The following is a 21,205-nucleotide window of genomic DNA, read 5'->3' as shown; positions in this document are numbered from 1 at the left end:
GACACTTTGTGTTAAATGAGCTGTTCCTGATCGATCTGATCGGGTTCAACAAGGTGCTTAAACGGCGCTGTGAGCGTCATGTGTGTGCCGGTACTAAAAAACGTGCTGACCTGTACGTGACAATCAGGGGTATGGCATTCCGCGAGATAGATCGATTTTTCTATATCGACGTAACCAACATGGATCATGACTTCGCCATGTAACGGGCATTTACCAATCTCCAACCGCGCCAAACGCTCATGTTGCTCGCTCCATTGGACATAACGATCTGGATAGAGGTAATGCAGAACATCGTCAAAATTAGTTTTGCAGTAGTCCAGCAAGGCGCTTTTGGTTGAGTACGCAGGACTTACGAAATTCAGAAAGTCCTGTTGGTTTGGCTGCTCCCGAGCCAGTACGTACACCCCTTTGTCCACCTTGAAAACATCTACATCGAAATCAATGCGCAAAGCGGTGATGTCTGCTTTTAACTGCTTCATGCTTCAACTCCCTGTATTTCGTGGACGCGAAAATAGGCGTCCTTCTGCGTCCTCGGCCCCGGTGCTAGACCGGGGTTTTATGTGTACCTGGTGCTTTGGGATTTTCCTCGGTTGCCACCTGGTTACTTCCAGATGTCATTCCAAAATGCCGAGTCCGTCGAACCAGAGCTCTTAGTGTTCTGCACTGACGGACCGCTGATGTGAGTGTCGCCGCTTCCGATAACAGTCCCCATTCCAGTGTCGTTGACGCCGGTTCCATTGACTGCGTCGGTTACAGCACCGTTCACTTCAGACATGACACCATTAATTTCGCCCTGCACTTGGGATACCACACCGCGCACTTGAGAACTCGCGATTGAACACACCTTGTCTTTAATCATCTGCCAGATTGCAGAAAGATCCGGAAAGGCCGTTGTGCCGAAAATGCCGGTGATACCACCGATACATTTCCCCAAGATATCCGACGATAATTTCTCTGCTGTTTCGGTTGAGTCAGCAGCGTCCTGGTCACGAGCTAGACCTGCTTCGCCACCGCGCATTGCTGCTTCACCGCTGCGACAAGTAGCTGCATGTACGCCAACGGAAGAACACATAAGAAGCACAACAAGTAGTGTGCGAGTGAGTGATTTCATTACAGGTCCTCTCGTGACCAGGAAGCGGGCAAGCATTAAGCTCGGACTCGTTTTGTAGTAGGTAGCACTGCGGGGGTTGCCTTGTTTACGGGAGCAGCGCCCAGTGCTTCATCTTTTGGGGAGGAGGTAGGTTTCTCGCGTTCCTTGCGAGCCTCAAGGAACCCCAGCTTCTTGTGGAGATCCTCATCGGCATGTTTAGTCACCTTCGACCTAACAATGGTCCCTCCGACGTTGAAGAGGACCTCATCAAAATGGACGTCCTTACCGTCACCGCGGCGATTCACGGCATTGCCGTACCCGATTTGGGTCCACTTCGTTTCATCACCAGCGCCTGTAATGCTCGGTTCTGAAAGGGTAATGAAGTTGGGTTTTATCTCGCCTGTCTTTGGGTCTGGATGGCGTTCATTTATGAAAGCAAGAACCTGGTGCTTGATCCCGCCGACCTTCACAAAACCCTGCAAGTAATCACCTTTACCTTGGTAGAGCAGGACCGTGGTATCGAATGAGTCATCATTGAGTTTGGAAACACCACGCAGAATGAGTTTGGGTTCTTTCTCAGTATTGGAGTCTGACTCAGCCATATCGGCCTCCTTTGGATTGAGTTCAATCACACCGTCTGTGCTAGGGGATCTGCTTGCCGCGTCGCGCTCGCGCAACTGTGTGTTGTCGCCACTGACAAAACCATTGGACTCATCGTTCTGCGTGGCCATTGATGCCTGTTTCTCAATCCACACCAGTTCATCGATAGGCGCAGGCATTTGACGGCCAGACTTGTCGAACCAGATGATTTGATCCAGCTTGGGCTCCGTCCCAAGAATCTGAAGATCAGCCTCCATCTCCTCCAAAGACTTGCCCCAAGACTCGATGGCGATTCGTTGAACTGTCCACCAGGAATGGGCTTCGACAGGGACCAGATTATCTGCGTACTGCAGTTCCCGCTCAGAGAAGGGAACGCTTGAACTATCACTTGGGACCGCAGGTTCGTTGCTGATAAAGGGTAGGCATTCATGCGCTCCCGATAATTCAGTTACGGAGGGCTGCGAAAAGCGGCTGAGGTCGATTTCTGCTGGCTCACCGTTGTGGGTGAAGTACAGAGGCGATGCCGAATTAAGATGTTGCTCAGCAAGCGCATTGACCGGGTGCTCAACATCATCCGGAATGGCCGGCTGAGGCGCGTAACGGGTCAGATCAATCTCGGCTGGCTCACCATTGTGAATGAATTGCAACGGCTGCTCAGTCAGCGGAAGCTCTGATTCGATAGCTTTTTCTTCGACGTCAGCGACTGGTTCGACTGAAGGCTGGACCGATTCAGAAAACCCATCATTAACCGCATGGTGATCGTTGTTACTTTCAAGGGTTTGCCGGTGTTTTTCGAGTGATGACATGTATTGGCGATCGACTTCTTCAATACCTGCGATAACTGCGTCCAAATCGCCTATAGATAAGGCTTCTTGGATGAGAGCTTCGGCGTCGATCTCTGCCAAAGGGATCGCACCATATTTGCTTTCAGCATCAGTCAGTATCTCCTTTGCAACTGAGTACCCCTCAGAATCCGCAAGCTGCTTTTGGAAATGACTATTGTACCGTCCAAATTCAGACTCAAATGAAGCTGCGAACGCAGTCCTGTAAGGCATCTGAGCCATCAGTTTTTCGATAGTGGAAAAACCTTCAGCTGTGGTCTCAACTCCGTTGAGTAGTAGGACAGCATGATCCTCGCCACGCATAGAAAGCATTTTCGGATGGGTATCAAACGTTTCCGCAGGTATACCTATATCGTCCAGCCATTTGGCATCATGTGCCTTGATTGCAGATTCGCCATGCTCCAGTGGGGTAGGAATTTTTACATCAACCGATGCCGTGCCTATCACATCAATACCCCACTCATTACGGTGGGTTTTCCGTTCTTCATAGCTAAGAACTTGTCCTGATTTATCTCGGACAGGCACCTCAATCATCACGTCCTTGCGACCGAGGTTCTTAAGCTCCACTTGATCGCCACGGTTTACGCTCTGTTCTTCGATTACTCGCTCCAGATCCACACCCCAAGTGGTCCTCGATTCACCGTCGGAATTTTTGAGCGTGACGTAGAAGCTGCGGCTGTTTGAGATATCGAACTGATAAGGCGCAGAGCCAAACTCTAAGACTTCCCCCTGATAATGATTGACTGGTTCAGGTGCGGGCGCTTCAGCGGCAGGGGCATCAGCTGGTGGAGCTGATTCTGCTAAGTCTGATGTTCCTGCCTGGGATGACTGCTTGCTCGTGGCCGTTGAACCAGGTGCTGGGGCTGAGGCCTGTCCGGAAGATGCATCCCCGATAGGTGCTAGCCCCATCAACTCGCGGCGCAGTGCATCTTGAGCTGAATTCTTCAGTTCAACCTGCACGTTATGTTTGATCATTACCTCAAGAGCCCGGCGCTTAAATTCGTCTGAGCCAGTCAACTCTATGGATCCGAATTTTTGCTTTGCCATATGAAGCGCTGCAAGAATCGCCATCTCGTCATCCTGCGCGGACGCCTCCATGAGGATCTGCTGCCCGTGATCAACAAAAATTGGCTTTTCTTTGAGAAGGTAGAGAACGCTGCCATCACGTTGCTCCCGGTAGGTAATTTCTTTCAGCAGTTCACTGAGGATTACTCCAGGATCAGTTTGCGGGGGCTCCTCACCAGGGGCAGAAGCCGAACTGAACCCATTAATCGATTTAGCTACCTCAGAAAGCGAAATAATTTCGTTGTAAACCTCCCGGTGTAGTTCCTTTAGTAATTCCGCATATGTATCGTATGCAAAAACATTGCGATGCAATGCAGCGGCAGCATTTTCTGCTGTACTAGGATCTACTGAGCGCCAAGACGTGATGTCAGCGACGACCCAGTGCCTGAGTAAGGTATCGGGAATTGTGGAGGTTTCACCGTCAGCGTGGCTGCTCTGAAGCCATGTCTGATACGCCTCTGCACGATGCTGAATAGCGGCACCCGGAGTAGATTCCATCGCCGTCTGCGGCGAACTATGTTTTTCGTACACCGCGTGGTGAAACGCTTGCAATAAAGCTTCAGATTCAACGCTCATGGGCGCTCCTGCCTCGGTGGAGGTGATGGGGAGTCCTTTGCCCGCTTCGCCGGAAGCTAAGCTTGAGATTGCGAGCTTCCCATGGGTTGCTTTCGGGCTGGACCGCGGCTGTTTAAATTTCGTATTGTGTATACTATTCAAAATAACACAGTTTTGGAAGAACGGTGTATAGAGGCCGAGGCAGGCGCTTTACAGCTTCATTCGAGGGGAGCAAATGTCTATCGACACTAATGAGATTCACCCGATCTGTGGGACAGATTTAGAGCGGTGGCGGATCGAGAATGGTCTGACCAAAGTCGCAGCAGCGGATGCTTTTGGCCTACAAAAGGCCAAATGGGAGGAATTGACAAATCCTGAACATTCAGCAGAGCAAATTAGCGATCCTGTTATCGCAATGCTTCTGCATCTTTATCGTCAACATCCAGAATCGTCACCTGTTCAACCACCTCTGGATATCAAAGAGTTTTATGAATTTTTAGGATTACAGGATTCTCCGCAAGATCGAGACGCATTCGCGACTATGATCGGAAGATCACCACCCTCGGTTTATCGTTTAATGTTGCATGATGGGAAACCTGGTAGGCCGGTGATGAGATGGATCGAAGCGCTTAAAAGACTTGCGCTCACACCAAAGCAATGCAAACGCTTGATGCAGGATGTAGCAAGCAACGTAGGAGATCGCCAGAAGGTTGAAAAGGTCTTGATTCAGGGTTGGTCAAAACAAGGTGGCGCAGGTGAGCACGAGTGATAAGCCAGACTCACATATTATTGAGTTATCGAGCGTATATTTTTTCTCTGGGCCGGCCCCGAGAGCAATTGCTCTCAGGGATTGTGGCGTGCCCACTGACGCCCCGATTTCGGGAGCTTTTCCAGCACTTTACGGTTATCAAAGCAAGCAAGATGGTTTCATGGCTGCACGAGCATACGCGGACAAAAACAGGCTCCAATTCACGGTTGTTGATTTCCTAGTTGAACTGGATCAAAAACAGAACCCGAATATGATGCGGCCCGATGACATTCCGAAACACGATTTTATATCGTTCGCCAGAATGTCCAGAAGCATGATGGATAACATCCAAGCAGTGCTTCATGAGCGCCTTGCCAGTGAAGGGATTACCCCAAGTAAACTGGAGCTGGCCAAACCCCATTTATTGCTACAGCAACGACCGGATTTAGTGTCATCCCTAATTGAAGCCCCGGGGTGGGAGCATATGAAGGTGATTGCCTATCCAGCTAAACTAACTATTCGCGAAAAGCCTTTGACCGTGGGTATCGTCCCCCACTCTCATTGGGACTCGATCAAAGAGGCTTCATGCCGGCTGAATCCAGGTATCCGAATTACTCTGGAACCGCCGAATCCAAGCCAGGTGGATTCCGCTAGCGCATCGGTCGGCTCTCCGTCATTGAAAGATAGAGCCCCCCGGAGCAGGTGATATAAGTCCCCCACCCATTACAATAAAAAAAACCGCCCCAAAGAAGGGCGGTTTTTTTTAATCTCGAAAACGCTTCCTGAACCACCAGGGACGGGCGTAGATGATTCCTCCACGTAAAAACCCCAGCAGCTTGTTCCAGCAAACACTCAGGGTCCACCCGAGCTTGGCCAAAATCCCAAACATAATGATCACGCATACGGCCATATAGAACGTCGTCCAGCTCGGAAAATACATCCAACCGAACAACGGCAAGTACGCTGGAACCGGAATGCCAAATGCGGTCAAGGGTTCTGAGGCGGCTCTCCAACTGGAAGGCATATGTCTAATTCTCCTGCGCGCTTAGCGAGCGTTTTCTGAACTCTTTCATACCTGCAATGCCGATAAATTCGTCCTTCAGGATCTTTCCGTCTAGGAACAGCTTCCAAGCTTTGTCATCTAGAGTGGCTTCGGCCACCTCAAGCTTGGTGCGAATCAACATTGCCCATTCGTTATAGGGAAGGCTCTGCATCTCAGATCTGAATTCACGATCAAAGACCAGGTACTCACGGATCGCAGCGCGCTTACCATCAGTCGTTTTAAGCAGTCTTTGCACAATAATCACCCGCAACGCACCAGCGAGCCGCGAGGCAATCCCCGACTGTTGTTCGGGGGGGTAGGTCTGGATTGCCCGGTTAATCGTTTCTGCTACCGATTCAGTGTGCATAGTGGCGTAACACGTGTGGCCTGAGAGGCTAGCCTCAACCATTGCCTCGATAGACACACGGTCCCGCGCCTCACCGATACCAATGATGCTGGGTTTTCTTCGAACGGCATTACGCATAGCTTTAGGGAAGTCGGCAATATCGCGTCCAATTTGTGACTGGGCCGGTTGAGGCCCTTTCCAGTGAGCCCCCCCAAGCACAAACTCAATGGGGTCATCAAATGTGATTACCTTGCGATCAGGCATCACAGTCCCGATGTGCCCATACACGCCTGCTTGCAACGTTGTTTTTCCAGAACCTGTGGGCCCACAGACAATGACTAATCCAGACTCAGGAAAAAGCTCCTCGAAAAGATCAGGGTCAATATCCATTTTATGGATGTCCGGCAGATCAACCGGAATCACTCGCATGGTGATCGAATACGCTTCATCCAGGTTGCCGATTCGCGCCTGAACGAAGTTGGTACGAAAACGTAGCATCATGCCGCGCTCAAGCCCGATATCGCTTCCAGTAACTTCCAAAGGCCGGTCTACGCCTTCATCGCCACGCTTGATGAGGCTCTCTATCTCAGGGGACCACAGTGACGCAATCAGAACCGAAAGCTGCCCTTGTTTCACAGTAGAAACTGACGCTTTTAACTGCCTGCCATGCAGCTCGGCCCAAATGTAGTCGCCGCCTTGCACCAAGATGTCTGATACACCTTGATCCGCGCAGTACTTGAGGAATCTTCGGAAACTATGTGGACCGAGATCACCCTCAAAATTAAAGGGTTCCAGAAGCGGTTGTGTCATTGCGCGGGTACCGGGGAGGGGATCGCGGGTGCAAGTTTCGGTTTTGGCGTTTCCTTTTTAACGCTTGGCCGCCACTTTCCGGGGTCCGTAACGAACTTCGCTTTATCAGTAACCCGACGCAGCTTGTCACCCAACATCATCTGTTTGCTATCCCCCGTAACCGTCTGCTGAGATTCAGCAACAAGAGTCGTAGTGATCATGTCAGCCTGGAGCAAGGTTGAGTAAAGGTGCATGCCAGTATAATCGCGAGTGAGGCGATGAAAATTCGCTTCAAGGATCGCATCGGCTTGCTTGTACCCATCTGCCCAACCTTCTCGGACAGATTTTTTCCAGATCTGGTCCTCAGCATCGTCCTGCGGTCGCGCCTCGAAGGCGGGTAGCTCAACTGACTGACGTACAGGCAGACCTACATAAAGGTAGTCTCGCCACGTCGGAGGTACGCTGACAAAGCGCTCTTCGCGTTCAATTTTGTAAACGCGATTAGCTGTCCGAATCTGGTCCGGGGAGAAAGCAGCAAGGTCACGAGCCTCGACAATAACCGGTGGTAAAGTGCCGTTTTTCGCAATCATCGGGCCAAATTTGAACATGGCATCCAACGCTGATTCGCGACCGTTGAGGACATCAATAAGCTCATGACCCCGAGCAGCCATACCACCACGGAAGCCTACCGTGTGACCCACACCCGACAAAAGCTGCGAGCGAATATCTGTGACTTTGGTCGTGGCTTGGGATTGGGGATTTAGCAAAGCGTCTAGATTTGGAGGCGACGTTTCAATAGACGATTTTGCATTGTTACTCGACGGATCGAGCACAGGCTCCTCGGCTGCTTGCGCGGCCAAAGAAATCATCAACGGGAGCACAGCGAACATAAACCGTTTCATGTGAATCCCCCTGATCAGCCCTGGGGCCGGTTGTACTGAAGAACCAGTTTGCCTGGGGTCTCAGTAATGGCAGCGCGGTAGCCGATCTGTGCACGCAGCATGGACAGCACTGCTTGATACTGCACACCGTTTACCTTGATATTCACCGGCAGTGGCAGTCGTAAGCCCATGTATTCAAATCGCTCGCCACGGTCCTGTGCGAGTTTTGTGAGGAGTTGTACAGCATCACCTTGCCAATCGATCGTAACGAACTGTTTGTCGTCCAGATTAGTGTTGGGGTAACGCATAACAACGCGGCTATTAAGCGCGCCGGCCTGGTACAAATCGACCTGCGCAGCTTCAATTTTCTGAGAGGCTTCGAGAATCTGCTGATCGATCAATGCCTGGGCGCTGACATCAGGCTGTTTAGATGCACAACCTGTGAGAGCGATTGCAGCTAGCAACGCGACAAAAGGGTATCGGTTCAGGTCCATAGGAATTTCTCCGTTGATTTCGTATGCATACTACAATACGGAAATGAGCATAACAACGACTGTTATCCACGTGGACCGCGTTTAACAGGCCGAAGCTTCGTGGACGCCTGCTGCTCAGTAAGAGACTTGAGGCGCGCCATATGCGATGGATCAGCAAGGGTGCCGGTGTAGCCACGCTCAATCAGAGCGTTTAGTGCCGCATCGATAAACTCAGGCGTTCCCTTTAAATCCAAAGGACGTTCCCATCGAGAACGAGTTTCGTCGAGTGCGTGAGCTAGTAACTCGTCATCAAGGAGCCCGCCAGGAAACGAAATCTTTTCCCCGTGATCCACATATCCTGGGTCACCATCAGTTCGCCGAAATACCACTGCTCCATCACGGCGGACTGTACCTACTGAGAACCCATTAGAATTGAACTTAGGATCTATATCCCCAGCAAAAAGTATTGCATTGCCTTCAGTATTGCGTTTGCGTCTATCGCCATAAGAAAAACCACGCAATTGACTAATCGCACCAGGGTCGCCGATTGCTGCTTCACGCTCTACCCACTCGCGAAACGAAAGTTTATGATTAGTTGGATCTTCCTTTAATTCACGGCGCAAAACTTGAATTTTAGTTTTAAGTTCTTCACGTGACCTTAATGTTTCAAAAGCGAGAATACTGTAAAATGCTTTACGATCTGATGGATGACTAATACGAGATTTAATGTCAGCTCGCTGTAGGCGGGCCTGGTCACGAATAACCTTAAATTGTTGCTTAATCCACTCTTTATCAACTCGGCGATATACAAAGGCAGCACGATAGGCATCGAATCCTGCCCGTGTTGCTTTACGAAGCTGTGCACGCTCATCTCGACGCTTTTGACGCTCAAGAGGATCTCGCTTCGGTGCGGCATACTTATCGTATTTATGAACTCCAAGTATTTTATTAGGAAGTGCGCGATCTTCAAATCCGCCGAGGCGTTTGACCAATCTGGCTAGTGATAACTGCTCATGCATGTCACTGGCTTTAATCCCAGTAGCGGAAACATCATTGAAGTCAAATACCGAAAGCCCACGACCTTTCGGACGGATACCTAGACCGTACTTCGCTAAATTAGTGTGAAGCATTTGCCATGATAGATCTTTAACAGCCAGAAGCTTTATAATTTCTTTTCGAGGCGCTCCACGCGCATAAGTAAAGAGACTCTCCTGATCCGCATGTCTTTCCATGTCAGCCGCTTTAGTCGGGATCTTGCCTTGCATCTTAGGTTTCGAAGTGCTCCAGACAACAGAACGGACCCCTTCGACTTCTACTACTTTACTCGGGCCATTAACATGTCGCCACCCAAAACGCATTTCTAGTTCACGCATTGCGTAGTCTAATTTGAAGTAATCCCGATCAGGATATACAGAATTAAACGATTCAGGATGGACACGATTCACAGTCATATGTAGATGTACGCAATCAGTGTCATGATGGATTGCAAACACGTATTGGTGATCCCTCATCCCGACCGCTTCCATAGCATGTAACCCAGATGCAAAAGCTTGTCCGTCAGTGGGCGACTCATCAGGAGGCCAGCTTAGAATCACATGATAAACTGGATCTTTAACACGAACATTTTGATCTGCAACGGAACGCATTTCAGAAGCGGCAGTTTCTAAGCTCAAACAATTATGCTGGCAAGAAACTCCTGACTTTGATTTTACGTTAACTGAATCACCTAGTAATGACCCTAATTCGAGGTCGGCAACAGCGTCTCGCTCATCTGCTGCAACCCCTCGTTGAGCGGCTGAAGCATGAAACGTAACTGCGGCTCTACGGGCTCTGGCTCGTGTCTCAAAGTTAGGGTTAACTCGTGTAGCTTGTCTGAGATGTCTTGCTGCTGTTGCAAGATATTTTCGAGCACTGGTAAGACTTCTTTCATGTTCATCGATATCTACCCCTTCGGTGTTTCCACTACTAAGCTGGTCAGTGTCGTTTGGAAATCCATGTGTATCCTCGACATATCGACGCCCATCGGGATCAAGAGCCCTTCGAGCACCTCCAAGACGTTTTCGGATGGCATCTGCATCAAGAGAACTAATTCGTCCAGACGCTCGCAGATGGTCAGCTGCTCTTTCGAGATGCGCTCTAGCAGTCTCAAGAATTGCGTAGTCTCTTCGGTTGTAGCTTGGATCGAGCTCATCAGTAAGTACCTTTTTGTCGTCTTCACGTTTGGTGGCGTATTCAACAAGTTTGGCGAAACTCGACTTACCATCAGTTCTACGCGGCGGGACTTTGGCAATCATGAAGAACCGATCCTTGAAATCGCTGCTTTCAATTCCACAAGTACCTGGGCGTATTCCTTCGAAAGCTTGCCGCCACCTTCGTTGAAAAGGTATTTTTGAAGCCCCCCAAGTTTGCGCAACTCGTTAAGAATATGGCCCTCAACTCTGCTACGAGTAGGGCGATTTAAGGCAGCGGAAAGCATGAAAGCTCCCACACTCATTCCGCAGTCATAAGCTTTTTGCCTAACCGCCTCCTCCTCTTCCTCAAAACACCTTACAGATGGTAGGAATTTTGTTCGTCGCCGGTTTTCGCTATCACTCATAGATAAGCCTTTGCACGTTCAAGGGGTCTCGGGGCGAAGCCCTGAGCAAGGAGGTAGGCAGCGCAAGGGAGTGAAACGACTGCAGCGCTGCCGGTTGTGAGCACGCCATTTATGGCGGTAGCACAAACCCTACCTTGTCCCAAATTCTAGACCGCATTTCGTATGCAGGCTATCGTACGGAACTTGACTACGCAAGAGATGCCCATACAATCGACTCAAATGCACATTCTGAGGAAAGGCGAATGGCAATCAGCGTTTCGCAGATAGAGTCACTCCGGGAGAAGCTTGAGGTGATGCCTCAGGTAGAAGATCCAGATAGAAAGGTTTCAAAGATGGAGGCAGTTAGGATGATGGCTTCATCTATCCGAGACTTGCAGTCTCGGGGGTACAGCATCGAGAAAATTGCTGAAATCCTAGGGGATAGTGGATTGGACATCGCTCCTACAACGCTGAAAAGCTATCTCACGAAGGTGAAGGGGTCACTTGGGAAGTCAAATTATCGTACGAACAGTAAACCTCGTGGCCAATCAAATGGTGCAAGCCGAGGGGAAGTAAAAAAAGCATCAGAAAAACCCGCTTCGGCAGTCAGCACGAAACCAGCGAACACAAAGAATATTCCAACCGGAGTAACACCGGTTGCATCTAGCAGTTTCAAACCTAAGGATGATACTGATGAAATCTAAAGAAGCTAAACAAGGTGACATTTATGTCGTCGGCGGAGGCAAAGGCGGTGTAGGAAAGAGTTTCACTACAATTGCACTGGTTGACTCACTCGAACAAGCTGGGGTGAAGGCTCTTGTGATCGAATCAGACACATCAAATCCGGATGTTTGGAAGATGTATAAAGACCAAATTGAGACACGACTTATCGACTTAGATGACGCAAACGGTTGGATTGATTTGGTCAATGCTTGTGATGAATTCAAAGACCATGTTGTAGTTATCAACACGGCAGCACGAAATAATAAAGGCGTAGTTGCTTACGGTGAGACATTAAATAGTACTCTTGCAGAGTTAGGTCGAGAACTGAAAACGCTATGGGTGATCAATCGTCAAAGAGACAGCCTAGAGCTACTTAAAGAGTATCGCGACGCCCTACCAGGAACCAAAGTTCATGTAATCAGAAATGGATATTTCGGTGATGAACAAAAATTCGAACTCTACAATCATTCAAAAACGCGTGAGACCATTGAGAGTGAAGGTGGAAAATCACTGTTGCTTCCTGATCTAGCAGATAGAGTGAGTGATGATCTGTACAGTAAAAGATTGTCGATTTCACGAGCAATGACCGAACTCCCGATTGGCAACAGAGCTGAACTTGCACGGTGGCGCCGTGAGGCAGCACGGATGATTGGTGAGGTGATTAATGGATGACATTGAAAGCAGCTTCAAGGCATTACTAGGTCGTCAACCATCGGAAAAGGAGGTTGAAAGATTATACCGTGTTAAAAATGCGTTAAACATACGTGACAATGATGTCATGTGGTCGATTCTTATGGCTCTCGAATCGTATGACACGCTTTACAGCAAATACCCGGCGCAAATTGCGGGCCAGGTTGATGTAATCATCGAAAAACAAAGGCATCTTATTGCTGAAATAGTAGATGCCGAAAGCAAGAAAGCCCTTAGTACCCTCTCCATCGCTGTTGCTCAAACTAGTCAGAATGTTGCAACTAAAATGGCAAATACTGCACGATGGCAAGCATGGGGTTGGATTTGCGTTGGGCTAATTGCATTTGGTGCACTATGTCTAACTTCTGGTTTTATTCTTGGAAGCGGGAATATGCCATTCTGGGCTTTGACTCATGAGGCAAATAATCCCTTAGGTATTGTCGTATCAATCTTGTTGAAAGCTCCTGTAGGTTGGCTCTTACCGCTAATCAGCTCTGCGGTCGTAATCGTTACTCTGGCAAGTAACCGGCAACACCCAATTAAAAGGTCAGTCATCATCAGCCTAATATTGCTAGTTGTCCTTTCGATATATTGCATACACACAATTATCTAGGCCACGAGGGGCTTTTTTATTTAGCCCCTTAATTCCGTATAATACCAACAATACGAAAATCTTGCTATAATGGATCACCAACCTCGGAGGTGATCATGGATAGTTACAAAAATATTAAAGCATTTAGAGCTGCTGAAATTACACTTAAAGGTTACAGCGAATCTGAAAACAAACGCGGACTTGCATGGTCATGTAAGGTCTATAGCGATAATAAAAAGATTGGGGAGGTTAGCAATTCCGGGACTGGTGGTGCCACATTCAGTGACGTGCCTATCGAAAAGCAAAAGTTTATCGTAGAAAAACTAAAAGCTAATGGTTACGAACTCACTCTGGACTTTCTTGACGATGAAGGTAATGAACCAGACGAACCCTGCGAATGGTTTGTAGATGCTGTGACTCAAATGGTTGATGAAGTTGCACGCTTACGTCAGTTGAAGCGTCTAGTCAAAACACACTTAATCGTCCAACAACACTCATCTGTAAATGAATTTACGTTCTACAAAGTTGCTCCTAGCGACACTTCCATGGCAAATCTAGAAAGGCAGCTTGGGAGCGATCTCATCTGCTTCATGAACGCTGAAATTCAGAGTTTGTGACGTACCGTATGAACCCGCTTCGAAACCATTACAAGCGGGTTCTGCCTTACCTAACATTACCAGTCGTTTACGATAATACATGCCCATATTCATCCAATACGAGCGCGAGCCAATCGTCTAAGTTTGGACTGAATTCCTGGAGACTCTATGGCCATCAATCATCAGATTTGTGAAGCTAAGTTTGTCGACGTCGCCGATATCGAAGCGTGGGCATTCACTGGTTCACCTGCAGAAGTCCGTCTGAAACATGACGCAGCGACCGGGGAACTCAAAGGTACGATAGCTGTGGTTGCTATGGCTCGAATTGCACTCGGCGACCTGGAATTCGAAAAAGCATTTCCAGAGTACGGGCAAGAAAAACCCGACAACTATAACTGGACGGCGCTTACAAAATCTGATTGACCATCCTCCTCTTTAATGGTGATAAAATAGGTTATCACCAATTTTCACCGTTTATCAGAATCGTGTACGAAGCCGGCTTCTGGCGTTGCTTTAGTGACTATAACGGTGCCAGGTGATCAGTCTGAGTCGAATGAGAGGCAGTTATGCAGGAATTGACGAAGGTCGGCCCAAACGAACAGCGCAGACTCACGGCGGTCGAATTTCAAACGTTGGCTAGGGTACCGGCGGCCATCGAGTAGTTTGCCAACCTGGACAACCCTCGGACACGACGCGCCTACCAAAATGATCTGGAAGACTTCTGCGGATTTGTTGGTCTGGCTTCGGCCGATGAGTTTCGTGTGGTCACCCGGTCGCATGTCCTGGCCTGGCGCGCCCAGCTCGAGCAACGCGGTTTGGCTGGAGCCACGATCCGACGCAAACTCGCAGCGCTGGCCAGCCTCTTTGATCACCTCCTGGAAAGCAATGCGATCGCTGGGGGCAATCCCGTGCACGGGGTGAAACGACCCAAGATCGAAAGCAACGAAGGCAAGACGCCGGCACTGGGTGATCACCAGGCCAAAGCGCTGCTCGACGCGCCGGATGAAACCACACTCAAGGGACTACGCGACCGGGCCATATTGGCTGTGTTGCTGTACCACGGGCTGCGCCGCGAAGAAGCGGCGCTGCTGCAGGTAAGCGACATCCAGGAGCGCCGCGGGATTCAGCATTTGAAGGTTCACGGCAAAGGCGGCAAGGTGCGGTACCTGCCGCTGCATCCGGTGGCGGCCGGCCGCATACACCAGTACCTGGAAAGCTCAGGGCATCATTTAGCGGACAGGAAGGTATCGCTGTTTATACCGCTGCGCGGCAAATTGACAGGCGCCGGCATCACGGCCAATGGCATCTACACCGTGGTGACGGCCTACGCGAAAAAAGCCGGGATTCAAGTTGCCGGCCTGGGGGTCCACGGACTCAGAGCAACCGCAGCCACAAACGCTCTGGAGCATGAAGCCGATATCGCCAAGGTCCAGGCCTGGCTGGGCCATGCCAACATCAGCACAACCAAAATCTACGATCGGCGGGAGAACAGGCCTGAGGATTCACCGACATACAAAGTGAAGTATTAGCTGTTTATGGTGTTCAGCTTCGTGTTTGTTGTATCGCCGTAGCTTCGCAACCAGCCGATTGATAGCGCCCTTGTACGATGGACAAATGACAAAAAAAACCTGATGCGGCGTGGCGCATCAGGGAAATTGAAAGAAGCCTATTGTATTGTTTAATAAGGCTTTTTCCTTAAGGCTTAGTGGATACAACCCGAGAGGTTCCGACGGCGCATTAAGCTGTAGGCTGCCGGTATGACAAACAGGGAAAGCAAGGGAGCTGTGACCATCCCGCCGACCATTGGCGCGGCGATGCGACTCATCACTTCACTGCCGGTTCCGCTGCCCAACAGAATGGGCAGCAGGCCCGCAATGATGACGGACACCGTCATGGCCTTGGGGCGAACGCGCTGTACAGCGCCTTCACGGATCGCCGCCACCAGCCCACGTTCCGTGTTGTCGCCGAGGTCTACACGTTCGACCCAAGCGTTCTTGAGGTAGAGCAGCATGATCACGCCGAATTCGGCCGAAATTCCGGCCAGCGCGATAAAGCCGACCCCGGTTGCGACCGACAGGTTGTACCCCAATAGATAGAGGAACCATGCCCCGCCCGTGAGGGCGAACGGCAGAGTGGCCATGACCAAAAAGGCCTCATCGAAGCGGGCGAAAGTCATGTAGAGCAGCACGAAAATGATCAACAACGTGGCAGGCACAACTAGTTTTAGTCTTGCGTTGGCCCTTTCGAGAAATTCGAACTGCCCCGAGTAGCTCAGGCTCATGCCTGGCTGCAACTTGACCTGTTCACTGACGACCCGGCGCAGATCGGCGACGACTGAGGCAATGTCCCGGCCCCGCACGTCGATATAAACCCAGCCCGAAGGCCGAGCATTCTCGCTCTTGAGCATCGGCGGGCCGTCGCTGACCTTAATCTTCGCCACAGTACCCAGGGTGATCTGGCTGCCTAACGGGGTGTAGATAGGTAATTGCTCCAAAGCACCGAGCGAGTCACGCCACTCCCGTGGGTAACGCACGTTGATTGGAAACCGTGCCAACCCCTCAATGGTCTCCCCAACGTTCTCTCCACCGATAGCACCGGCCACGATGGATTGCACATCGGCGATATTCAGGCCGTAGCGGGCGGCGGCCTTGCGGTCTATATCCACATCGATATACCGGCCACCGGTCAGTCGCTCCGCCAGAGCCGAGCTGACACCAGGTACCCCCTTGGCCACGCGCTCGACCGTCTGAGTGACCGTATCAATTTCCATCAGATTGGTGCCGGCAACCTTCACACCGATGGGGCTCTTGATCCCCGTAGCCAGCATGTCGATACGGTTGCGAATCGGCGGTATCCAGATATTGGTCAGCCCCGGAACTCGCACCACTCGATCCAATTCTTCCACCAGTTTTTCAGGTGTCATACCTTGGCGCCATTGCTCGCGTGGTTTGAACTGAATGGTGGTTTCAAACATCTCCAGAGGGGCAGGATCGGTTGCGGTTTCGGCACGCCCTGCTTTACCGAAAACGTGTTCGACTTCAGGCACGGTCTTGATCAGGCGGTCGGTCTGCTGCAGCAGCTGCGCGGCTTTGTGTGCCGACAACCCCGGAAGAGCAGAAGGCATGTAGAGCAGATCGCCTTCGTCCAGCGGTGGAAGAAACTCGCCCCCCAGGCGAGACATTGGCCATAGTGCACTGCAAAATACCAAGAGCGCCACCACTAGCGTGATCTTGGGACGACGCAGTACCGCATCCAGGGCTGGCTGATAGAGTCGAATCAACCACCGGTTCAACGGGTTCTGTTGTTCATTGGGAATTCGACCTCGAATCCAGTAACCCATCAGCACTGGCACCAACGTCACTGACAGTCCCGCCGCTGCCGCCATGGCGTAGGTCTTGGTGAAAGCCAACGGGCCGAACAGCCGCCCTTCCTGGGCCTCAAGGGTAAATACCGGAATGAACGACAGGGTGATGATCAACAAGCAGAAGAACAGTGCCGGGCCTACCTCCGCAGCCGCTTCGGTCATCACGTGCCAATGACGCTCGCCGTTCAGTTCCTCCCCAGGGTTGGCAGCGTGCCAAGCCTCTATCTTCTTGTGGGCGTTCTCGATCATCACCACGGCGGCATCGACCATAGCGCCGATGGCGATGGCAATCCCGCCCAAGGACATGATGTTGGCGTTGATGCCTTGGTAGCGCATGACGATGAAGGCAATCAACACGCCCACCGGCAGCGAAATGATCGCCACTAGGGATGAGCGCAAGTGCCAGAGGAAGATCCCGCAGACCAGCGCGACGACGATGAACTCTTCGATGAGCTTGTGGCTGAGATTTTCCACCGCGCGATCGATCAGCTTGCTGCGGTCGTAGGTGGTGACGATTTCAACGCCGGCCGGCAAACTGGATTTCAGTTCGTCGAGTTTGGTCTTGACCGCCGCAATGGTCTCGCGGGCGTTCTTGCCGTTGCGCAAAATCACCACACCACCAACGGTCTCGCCTTCGCCGTCGAGTTCGGTGATGCCACGTCGCATTTCCGGGCCCAATTGGATGGTGGCGACATCGCCAAGGGTGACCGGCACTCCGGCCGCCCCCAGTTTTAGCGGGATGGCCCGAAAGTCATTGAGCGTCTTCAGGTAGCCGGAAGCTCGCACCATGTACTCAGTCTCGGCCATCTCCATCACGGCGCCGCCCGTCTCCTGGTTGGCCTTGCCGATAGCCTCGGTCACCTCCGCCTGTGTGATGCCCAGACTGGCCAACTTGAGCGGGTCAAGCTGCACCTGGTACTGCTTGACCATGCCTCCCACCGTAGCCACTTCAGCAACATTGGGCAGGGTCTTGAGTTCGAACTTGAGGAACCAGTCCTGAAGTGCGCGCAGCTGTGCCAAGTCGTGCCCACCCGTGCGATCCACCAGTGCGTACTGATAGATCCAGCCCACTCCCGTTGCATCCGGCCCCAACGCAGGTTTTGCACTGGCCGGCAATCGGTTTTGTATCTGACTCAGGTACTCCAGCACTCGCGAGCGGGCCCAGTACAAGTCCGTGCCGTCTTCGAACAGCACGTAAACGAAGCTGTCACCGAAGAAGGAATAACCACGTACCGTCTTGGCTCCCGGCACTGAGAGCATGGTGGTGGCCAGCGGATAGGTCACCTGGTTCTCGACAATCTGCGGCGCTTGTCCCGGATAAGGGGTGCGGATGATCACTTGCACATCTGAGAGATCCGGCAACGCATCGATCGGTGTGCTCTGTACCGACCAGATGCCCCAAGCAGTGACGAACAGCGTAGCCAGTAGCACCAGAAACCGGTTGGCCACCGACCAACGAATCAGTGCAGCAATCATGGCTGGCTCCCCGATTTGTCCAGGCGCTCGACACGCAAACCATCGTCAGTTTGGCTCACCGCGATCCGAACCTTGTCCCCCGCCTTGAGGCCCTGCATCAGCGCCGGACTGGCGAGAGGAAAAGTCATCGTCATGCCGGGCATGCCCAGCGTCTTGAAAGGACCATGGGCGAGCGTCACGTCTTTGTCGTTGATCTCAACAATCTGCCCATCGGCCTCATGAAAACTGGAGGCTGTTGCGCCGAGTGGTGAATCTTCCTCAGCGCTGGCAACAATGCCTTTAAGACTGGCTTCCGAGTCGAGCAGGAACTGGCCAGACGTAACCACTTTCTGTCCTTCTGTCAGACCTTTCACAATCGCCGTCTTGCCATCGCTTTCCTGCCCGAGTTGCACCTCCACCGGGCGATAGCGACCGGCGTCTTCAGCGAGCATCACCAGGGCGCGTCGGCCAGTGCGAATGACTGCTTCACTCGGCACCCACAACACACTTTCCCCGGTCGAATGACTCAGGCGCACCTGCGCCGTCAAACCGGGCCTGAGGTGCTCGTCCGGGTTGGGTAGTTCCACCCGCACCCGAAGAGTGCGGCTGTCCGGATTGGTCTCGGGCAAAATCGCGCTGACCTTGCCTCTGAACGTTGTCCCCGGGAAGGCTGGCAGACGCGCTTCGACCGCCTGCCCCACAGTGATGGCCCCGGCATCGGATTCTGGAACAGCCACGGCTAGCCATATACTGCTCAAGCCATTGACCCGTGCCAGAGTCTCGCCCGTCGCCACGGTCATGCCCGCGCGTACGTTCAGCTCTTGCAGCACACCGGCGATGGGACTGGTCAGGGTCAGATACGGTTGAACCTTACCGCTACGTTCAACCTGAGTAATCAGTGCTGCGGGCATCCCTGTGAGTCGCAGGCGCTGACGGGCCGCAACCAACAGATCGGCATCCCCGTTACGCCTCAGGGCCAGAAACTCTGTCTGAGCCGCGGCCCATTCCGGCACCAGAATATCCGCCAGGGCGGCATTGGCTTTGAGCACATCCCCTGGAGCAAGGGCATAGACCCGCTCCACAAAGCCGGCGGTACGGGCCTGAATCACCGCGACATCACGCTCGTTGAACGCCAAGACACCTGCCACATCTAGGCTGGAATCAAAGACTCCCCGGGTGACCGTCGCAAAACGCAAACCGAGGTTCTGGGTCAGGCTTGGATCGATACTGACGACCGCACGATCCCCTTCGCTGCTGGCGTATTGAGGCACCAACTGCATGTCCATAAAGGGGGACTTTCCGGGGTTATCAAACTTTTGCTGCGGGTACATGGGGTCGTACCAATACAGAGCCTTGCGTTCACCCGACGGGCTGACACCCCTCTCCTGGGCAGTACTGGATACTCCGTTCATCCGCTGCTGAGCGAACCAGTAACCACCGGCAACACCCAATGTCAGCGAGATGCCTACCAACAATGCCCCATTCCACTTTTTAAGGATCACTGGCTGGGCTCCCCATAGGCAAAGTACAGGCGCGCACTGGTCAGCGCCCGCTGCTCTTCCACCTCAATCTGTTTGAGACGCGCTTCGATGAGCTCACGCCGGGCCGCAACAACGGCATTTAAATCGCCTTTTCCGGCACGATAACTGGCCATGCTGAGTTCGACCTTTTCCTTGGCCAGAGGCAACAGACTGTCCTGGTTTCGGTGCACCGCACGATTCAGACGCTCATAGTCAGCCAGTTGGTTTTCCAGTTCCTGAGTGTGCTCGCGTGACAGGGCTTCACGCTCGGCCTCAAGCTGGCTGAGTTCAGCCTGCTTGGCTGCGATTTTGGGATTTTGGCGAGAGCCAGGAAACAGCGGCAGATCCCAGGAAAGCTGCACACTGACCATATCCCCAAACGCTCGGCCACGGTGCTGGTAATCCAGCTCCCAGCTCCAGTCTGACTGTTTCTCCGACACGGCTTCACGAACCTTGGCTTGCGCTTCTCGGGTCATCGGGGCAAACGCTGCCAGCTCGGGATGGTGCTGCAGGTTATGGGAGTAACCGGAGGTATCGACGGACCATTCAGGCAAGCGGCCCACAAGCTCGTCGTTGGCAGCGGGGCCAATCCAACGCTTGAGGGCAGCTCGGGCCTGCCTTCGCTGCTGAATCAGATCGTCCTGTTGCTCCGCTAGTCGAGCCGCTTCTTGCTTGGGTGTTACCGCATCGGCGGGTTGAGCCCGGCCACCGGCAATCTGAGCCAGGACGGTATTGCTCAGCAGGCGGTTCTCTTTGTAGAAGTCCTGGAACAGTGCATCTTTGCGCTCAACCGAGTAGCTACTGATCCAGGCCAACGCCGTGGATTGGCGTACGTTCAGACGTTCGACCCGCCGCTGCGCCGCGGCGCGTTCAACGGCCGCATCGGCGACCTCAATGCGCGCCTTGCGCTTGTCGCTGTTGGGCATTTCTTGCCTGACTCCAACCATTTGCATTGTCATGAAGTCTTGGTCGATGCTCCAGCGATCCGGGCCGCCAACAGGATAGTTCTGCACACCCAGCAGCAGTTTGGGGTCAGGCAACTCCCCCGCTGGAATGGCTGCGCTGCTGGCAGCCTGAATTTTGGCGTCTTGTGCGGTCAGCGACGGTGCATTGTTTTCGGCCAGCCGCAACGCTTCATCAAGCGTCAATCCACCCGCCAAGCTCGGCAATGCCAGAACGCTTACCGCCAGACCGGCCACGAGGGACCAGCCTATGCAATAGCACTTTGAGTTCATGTTTAGGATTCCTGTGATCATCCA

The 21,205-nt window shown here is 52.2% G+C and carries 19 protein-coding genes and 1 pseudogene; 8 read left to right on the top strand and 12 right to left on the bottom strand.

What is annotated here, in order from left to right:
• Positions 1-11 precede the first annotated feature (11 nt).
• The 3 genes from RGV06_RS25600 to RGV06_RS25590 all read right to left on the bottom strand — a co-directional run bounded on the left by RGV06_RS25600 (position 12) and on the right by RGV06_RS25590 (position 4,173).
• Positions 12-479, bottom strand: a complete 468-nt coding sequence (locus RGV06_RS25600; RefSeq protein WP_322152103.1) for a hypothetical protein — start codon at positions 477-479, stop codon at positions 12-14.
• Between the two features lie 122 nt (positions 480-601).
• A complete protein-coding gene (locus tag RGV06_RS25595; RefSeq protein ID WP_322152101.1) occupies positions 602-1,111 on the bottom strand; it encodes a hypothetical protein in 510 nt (169 codons plus the stop codon).
• A 35-nt stretch (positions 1,112-1,146) separates the two neighbouring features.
• Positions 1,147-4,173, bottom strand: a complete 3,027-nt coding sequence (locus RGV06_RS25590; RefSeq protein WP_322152099.1) for an LPD7 domain-containing protein — start codon at positions 4,171-4,173, stop codon at positions 1,147-1,149.
• Positions 4,174-4,387: 214 nt separating this feature from the next.
• On the opposite strand from RGV06_RS25590, the gene RGV06_RS25585 reads away from it, so the two are divergent.
• Together RGV06_RS25585 and RGV06_RS25580 are read left to right on the top strand one after the other, a co-directional pair.
• Positions 4,388-4,921 carry a hypothetical protein gene (locus RGV06_RS25585; RefSeq protein ID WP_322152097.1) on the top strand — a complete coding sequence of 178 codons (534 nt, stop codon included), beginning with the start codon at positions 4,388-4,390 and terminating at the stop codon, positions 4,919-4,921.
• An 88-nt stretch (positions 4,922-5,009) separates the two neighbouring features.
• The gene (locus tag RGV06_RS25580) at positions 5,010-5,606 is read left to right on the top strand and encodes a hypothetical protein (RefSeq protein WP_322152095.1); all 597 of its coding nucleotides are present in this window, start codon (positions 5,010-5,012) and stop codon (positions 5,604-5,606) included.
• A gap of 57 nt (positions 5,607-5,663) precedes the next feature.
• Here the strand turns inward: RGV06_RS25580 and icmT are convergent, their stop codons facing one another.
• The 6 genes from icmT to mobA form a co-directional block, all read right to left on the bottom strand.
• Positions 5,664-5,924, bottom strand: a complete 261-nt coding sequence (icmT, locus tag RGV06_RS25575; protein ID WP_322152094.1) for an IcmT/TraK family protein — start codon at positions 5,922-5,924, stop codon at positions 5,664-5,666.
• Between the two features lie 4 nt (positions 5,925-5,928).
• Positions 5,929-7,098: a plasmid transfer ATPase TraJ gene (traJ, locus tag RGV06_RS25570; protein WP_322152092.1), complete on the bottom strand. Its 1,170-nt coding sequence runs from the start codon at positions 7,096-7,098 to the stop codon at positions 5,929-5,931.
• Complete coding sequence (locus RGV06_RS25565; RefSeq protein ID WP_322152090.1) at positions 7,095-7,979, bottom strand: type IV secretory system conjugative DNA transfer family protein; 885 nt, start codon at positions 7,977-7,979, stop codon at positions 7,095-7,097. The genes traJ and RGV06_RS25565 overlap by 4 nt, the downstream gene beginning before the upstream one ends.
• A 14-nt stretch (positions 7,980-7,993) precedes the next feature.
• A complete protein-coding gene (locus RGV06_RS25560; protein WP_322152088.1) occupies positions 7,994-8,452 on the bottom strand; it encodes a DotD/TraH family lipoprotein in 459 nt (152 codons plus the stop codon).
• Positions 8,453-8,514: 62 nt separating this feature from the next.
• Positions 8,515-10,725: a TraI/MobA(P) family conjugative relaxase gene (gene traI / locus RGV06_RS25555; RefSeq protein ID WP_322152086.1), complete on the bottom strand. Its 2,211-nt coding sequence runs from the start codon at positions 10,723-10,725 to the stop codon at positions 8,515-8,517.
• On the bottom strand, positions 10,722-11,027 hold the full coding sequence (gene mobA, locus RGV06_RS25550; RefSeq protein ID WP_322152084.1) for a plasmid mobilization protein MobA: 306 nt from the start codon (positions 11,025-11,027) through the stop codon (positions 10,722-10,724). The genes traI and mobA overlap by 4 nt, the downstream gene beginning before the upstream one ends.
• A gap of 242 nt (positions 11,028-11,269) precedes the next feature.
• On the opposite strand from mobA, the gene RGV06_RS25545 reads away from it, so the two are divergent.
• The 6 genes and pseudogenes from RGV06_RS25545 to RGV06_RS25520 all read left to right on the top strand — a co-directional run bounded on the left by RGV06_RS25545 (position 11,270) and on the right by RGV06_RS25520 (position 15,136).
• Positions 11,270-11,710: a hypothetical protein gene (locus RGV06_RS25545; RefSeq protein WP_322152082.1), complete on the top strand. Its 441-nt coding sequence runs from the start codon at positions 11,270-11,272 to the stop codon at positions 11,708-11,710.
• Entirely contained in the window at positions 11,700-12,401 is a 702-nt protein-coding gene (locus RGV06_RS25540; protein WP_322152081.1) for a P-loop NTPase, read from the top strand. Before RGV06_RS25545 ends, RGV06_RS25540 begins: the two co-directional genes overlap by 11 nt.
• Complete coding sequence (locus RGV06_RS25535) at positions 12,394-13,032, top strand: hypothetical protein (protein WP_322152079.1); 639 nt, start codon at positions 12,394-12,396, stop codon at positions 13,030-13,032. The genes RGV06_RS25540 and RGV06_RS25535 overlap by 8 nt, the downstream gene beginning before the upstream one ends.
• Before the next feature lie 95 nt (positions 13,033-13,127).
• Positions 13,128-13,628: a hypothetical protein gene (locus RGV06_RS25530; protein WP_322152077.1), complete on the top strand. Its 501-nt coding sequence runs from the start codon at positions 13,128-13,130 to the stop codon at positions 13,626-13,628.
• A gap of 147 nt (positions 13,629-13,775) precedes the next feature.
• Positions 13,776-14,030 carry a hypothetical protein gene (locus RGV06_RS25525; RefSeq protein ID WP_322152075.1) on the top strand — a complete coding sequence of 85 codons (255 nt, stop codon included), beginning with the start codon at positions 13,776-13,778 and terminating at the stop codon, positions 14,028-14,030.
• A gap of 143 nt (positions 14,031-14,173) precedes the next feature.
• Positions 14,174-15,136: pseudogene (locus tag RGV06_RS25520) on the top strand (tyrosine-type recombinase/integrase).
• Between the two features lie 173 nt (positions 15,137-15,309).
• Here the strand turns inward: RGV06_RS25520 and RGV06_RS25515 are convergent.
• Genes RGV06_RS25515 through RGV06_RS25505 form a run of 3 tightly spaced genes read right to left on the bottom strand, consistent with a single transcriptional unit; the run spans position 15,310 to position 21,181 of the window.
• Positions 15,310-18,447, bottom strand: a complete 3,138-nt coding sequence (locus tag RGV06_RS25515; RefSeq protein ID WP_322152074.1) for an efflux RND transporter permease subunit — start codon at positions 18,445-18,447, stop codon at positions 15,310-15,312.
• On the bottom strand, positions 18,444-19,928 hold the full coding sequence (locus RGV06_RS25510; RefSeq protein ID WP_010655493.1) for an efflux RND transporter periplasmic adaptor subunit: 1,485 nt from the start codon (positions 19,926-19,928) through the stop codon (positions 18,444-18,446). The genes RGV06_RS25515 and RGV06_RS25510 overlap by 4 nt, the downstream gene beginning before the upstream one ends.
• Positions 19,925-21,181 carry a TolC family protein gene (locus RGV06_RS25505; protein ID WP_010655494.1) on the bottom strand — a complete coding sequence of 419 codons (1,257 nt, stop codon included), beginning with the start codon at positions 21,179-21,181 and terminating at the stop codon, positions 19,925-19,927. The genes RGV06_RS25510 and RGV06_RS25505 overlap by 4 nt, the downstream gene beginning before the upstream one ends.
• Between the last annotated feature and the right edge of the window lie 24 nt (positions 21,182-21,205).

It is taken from the genome of Pseudomonas sp. CCI3.1, assembly GCF_034313985.1.
Lineage (GTDB): Bacteria > Pseudomonadota > Gammaproteobacteria > Pseudomonadales > Pseudomonadaceae > Aquipseudomonas > Aquipseudomonas psychrophila.
Note: the sequence above shows the minus strand (reverse complement) of the source record. Positions and strands in the feature narration are given on the sequence as shown.

Bases quoted from the DNA above. Each gene is read 5' to 3' on its own strand.
- RGV06_RS25530 (WP_322152077.1), top strand. From the start codon at position 13,128: ATGGATAGTTACAAAAATATTAAAGCATTTAGAGCTGCTGAAATTACA.
- RGV06_RS25545 (WP_322152082.1), top strand. From the start codon at position 11,270: ATGGCAATCAGCGTTTCGCAGATAGAGTCACTCCGGGAGAAGCTTGAG.
- RGV06_RS25535 (WP_322152079.1), top strand. From the start codon at position 12,394: ATGGATGACATTGAAAGCAGCTTCAAGGCATTACTAGGTCGTCAACCA.
- RGV06_RS25595 (WP_322152101.1), bottom strand. From the start codon at position 1,111: ATGAAATCACTCACTCGCACACTACTTGTTGTGCTTCTTATGTGTTCT.
- RGV06_RS25515 (WP_322152074.1), bottom strand. From the start codon at position 18,447: ATGATTGCTGCACTGATTCGTTGGTCGGTGGCCAACCGGTTTCTGGTG.
- traI (WP_322152086.1), bottom strand. From the start codon at position 10,725: ATGATTGCCAAAGTCCCGCCGCGTAGAACTGATGGTAAGTCGAGTTTC.
- RGV06_RS25565 (WP_322152090.1), bottom strand. From the start codon at position 7,979: ATGAAACGGTTTATGTTCGCTGTGCTCCCGTTGATGATTTCTTTGGCC.
- RGV06_RS25540 (WP_322152081.1), top strand. From the start codon at position 11,700: ATGAAATCTAAAGAAGCTAAACAAGGTGACATTTATGTCGTCGGCGGA.
- RGV06_RS25600 (WP_322152103.1), bottom strand. From the start codon at position 479: ATGAAGCAGTTAAAAGCAGACATCACCGCTTTGCGCATTGATTTCGAT.
- icmT (WP_322152094.1), bottom strand. From the start codon at position 5,924: ATGCCTTCCAGTTGGAGAGCCGCCTCAGAACCCTTGACCGCATTTGGC.
- mobA (WP_322152084.1), bottom strand. From the start codon at position 11,027: ATGAGTGATAGCGAAAACCGGCGACGAACAAAATTCCTACCATCTGTA.
- traJ (WP_322152092.1), bottom strand. From the start codon at position 7,098: ATGACACAACCGCTTCTGGAACCCTTTAATTTTGAGGGTGATCTCGGT.
- RGV06_RS25590 (WP_322152099.1), bottom strand. From the start codon at position 4,173: ATGAGCGTTGAATCTGAAGCTTTATTGCAAGCGTTTCACCACGCGGTG.
- RGV06_RS25560 (WP_322152088.1), bottom strand. From the start codon at position 8,452: ATGGACCTGAACCGATACCCTTTTGTCGCGTTGCTAGCTGCAATCGCT.
- RGV06_RS25585 (WP_322152097.1), top strand. From the start codon at position 4,388: ATGTCTATCGACACTAATGAGATTCACCCGATCTGTGGGACAGATTTA.
- RGV06_RS25505 (WP_010655494.1), bottom strand. From the start codon at position 21,181: ATGAACTCAAAGTGCTATTGCATAGGCTGGTCCCTCGTGGCCGGTCTG.
- RGV06_RS25525 (WP_322152075.1), top strand. From the start codon at position 13,776: ATGGCCATCAATCATCAGATTTGTGAAGCTAAGTTTGTCGACGTCGCC.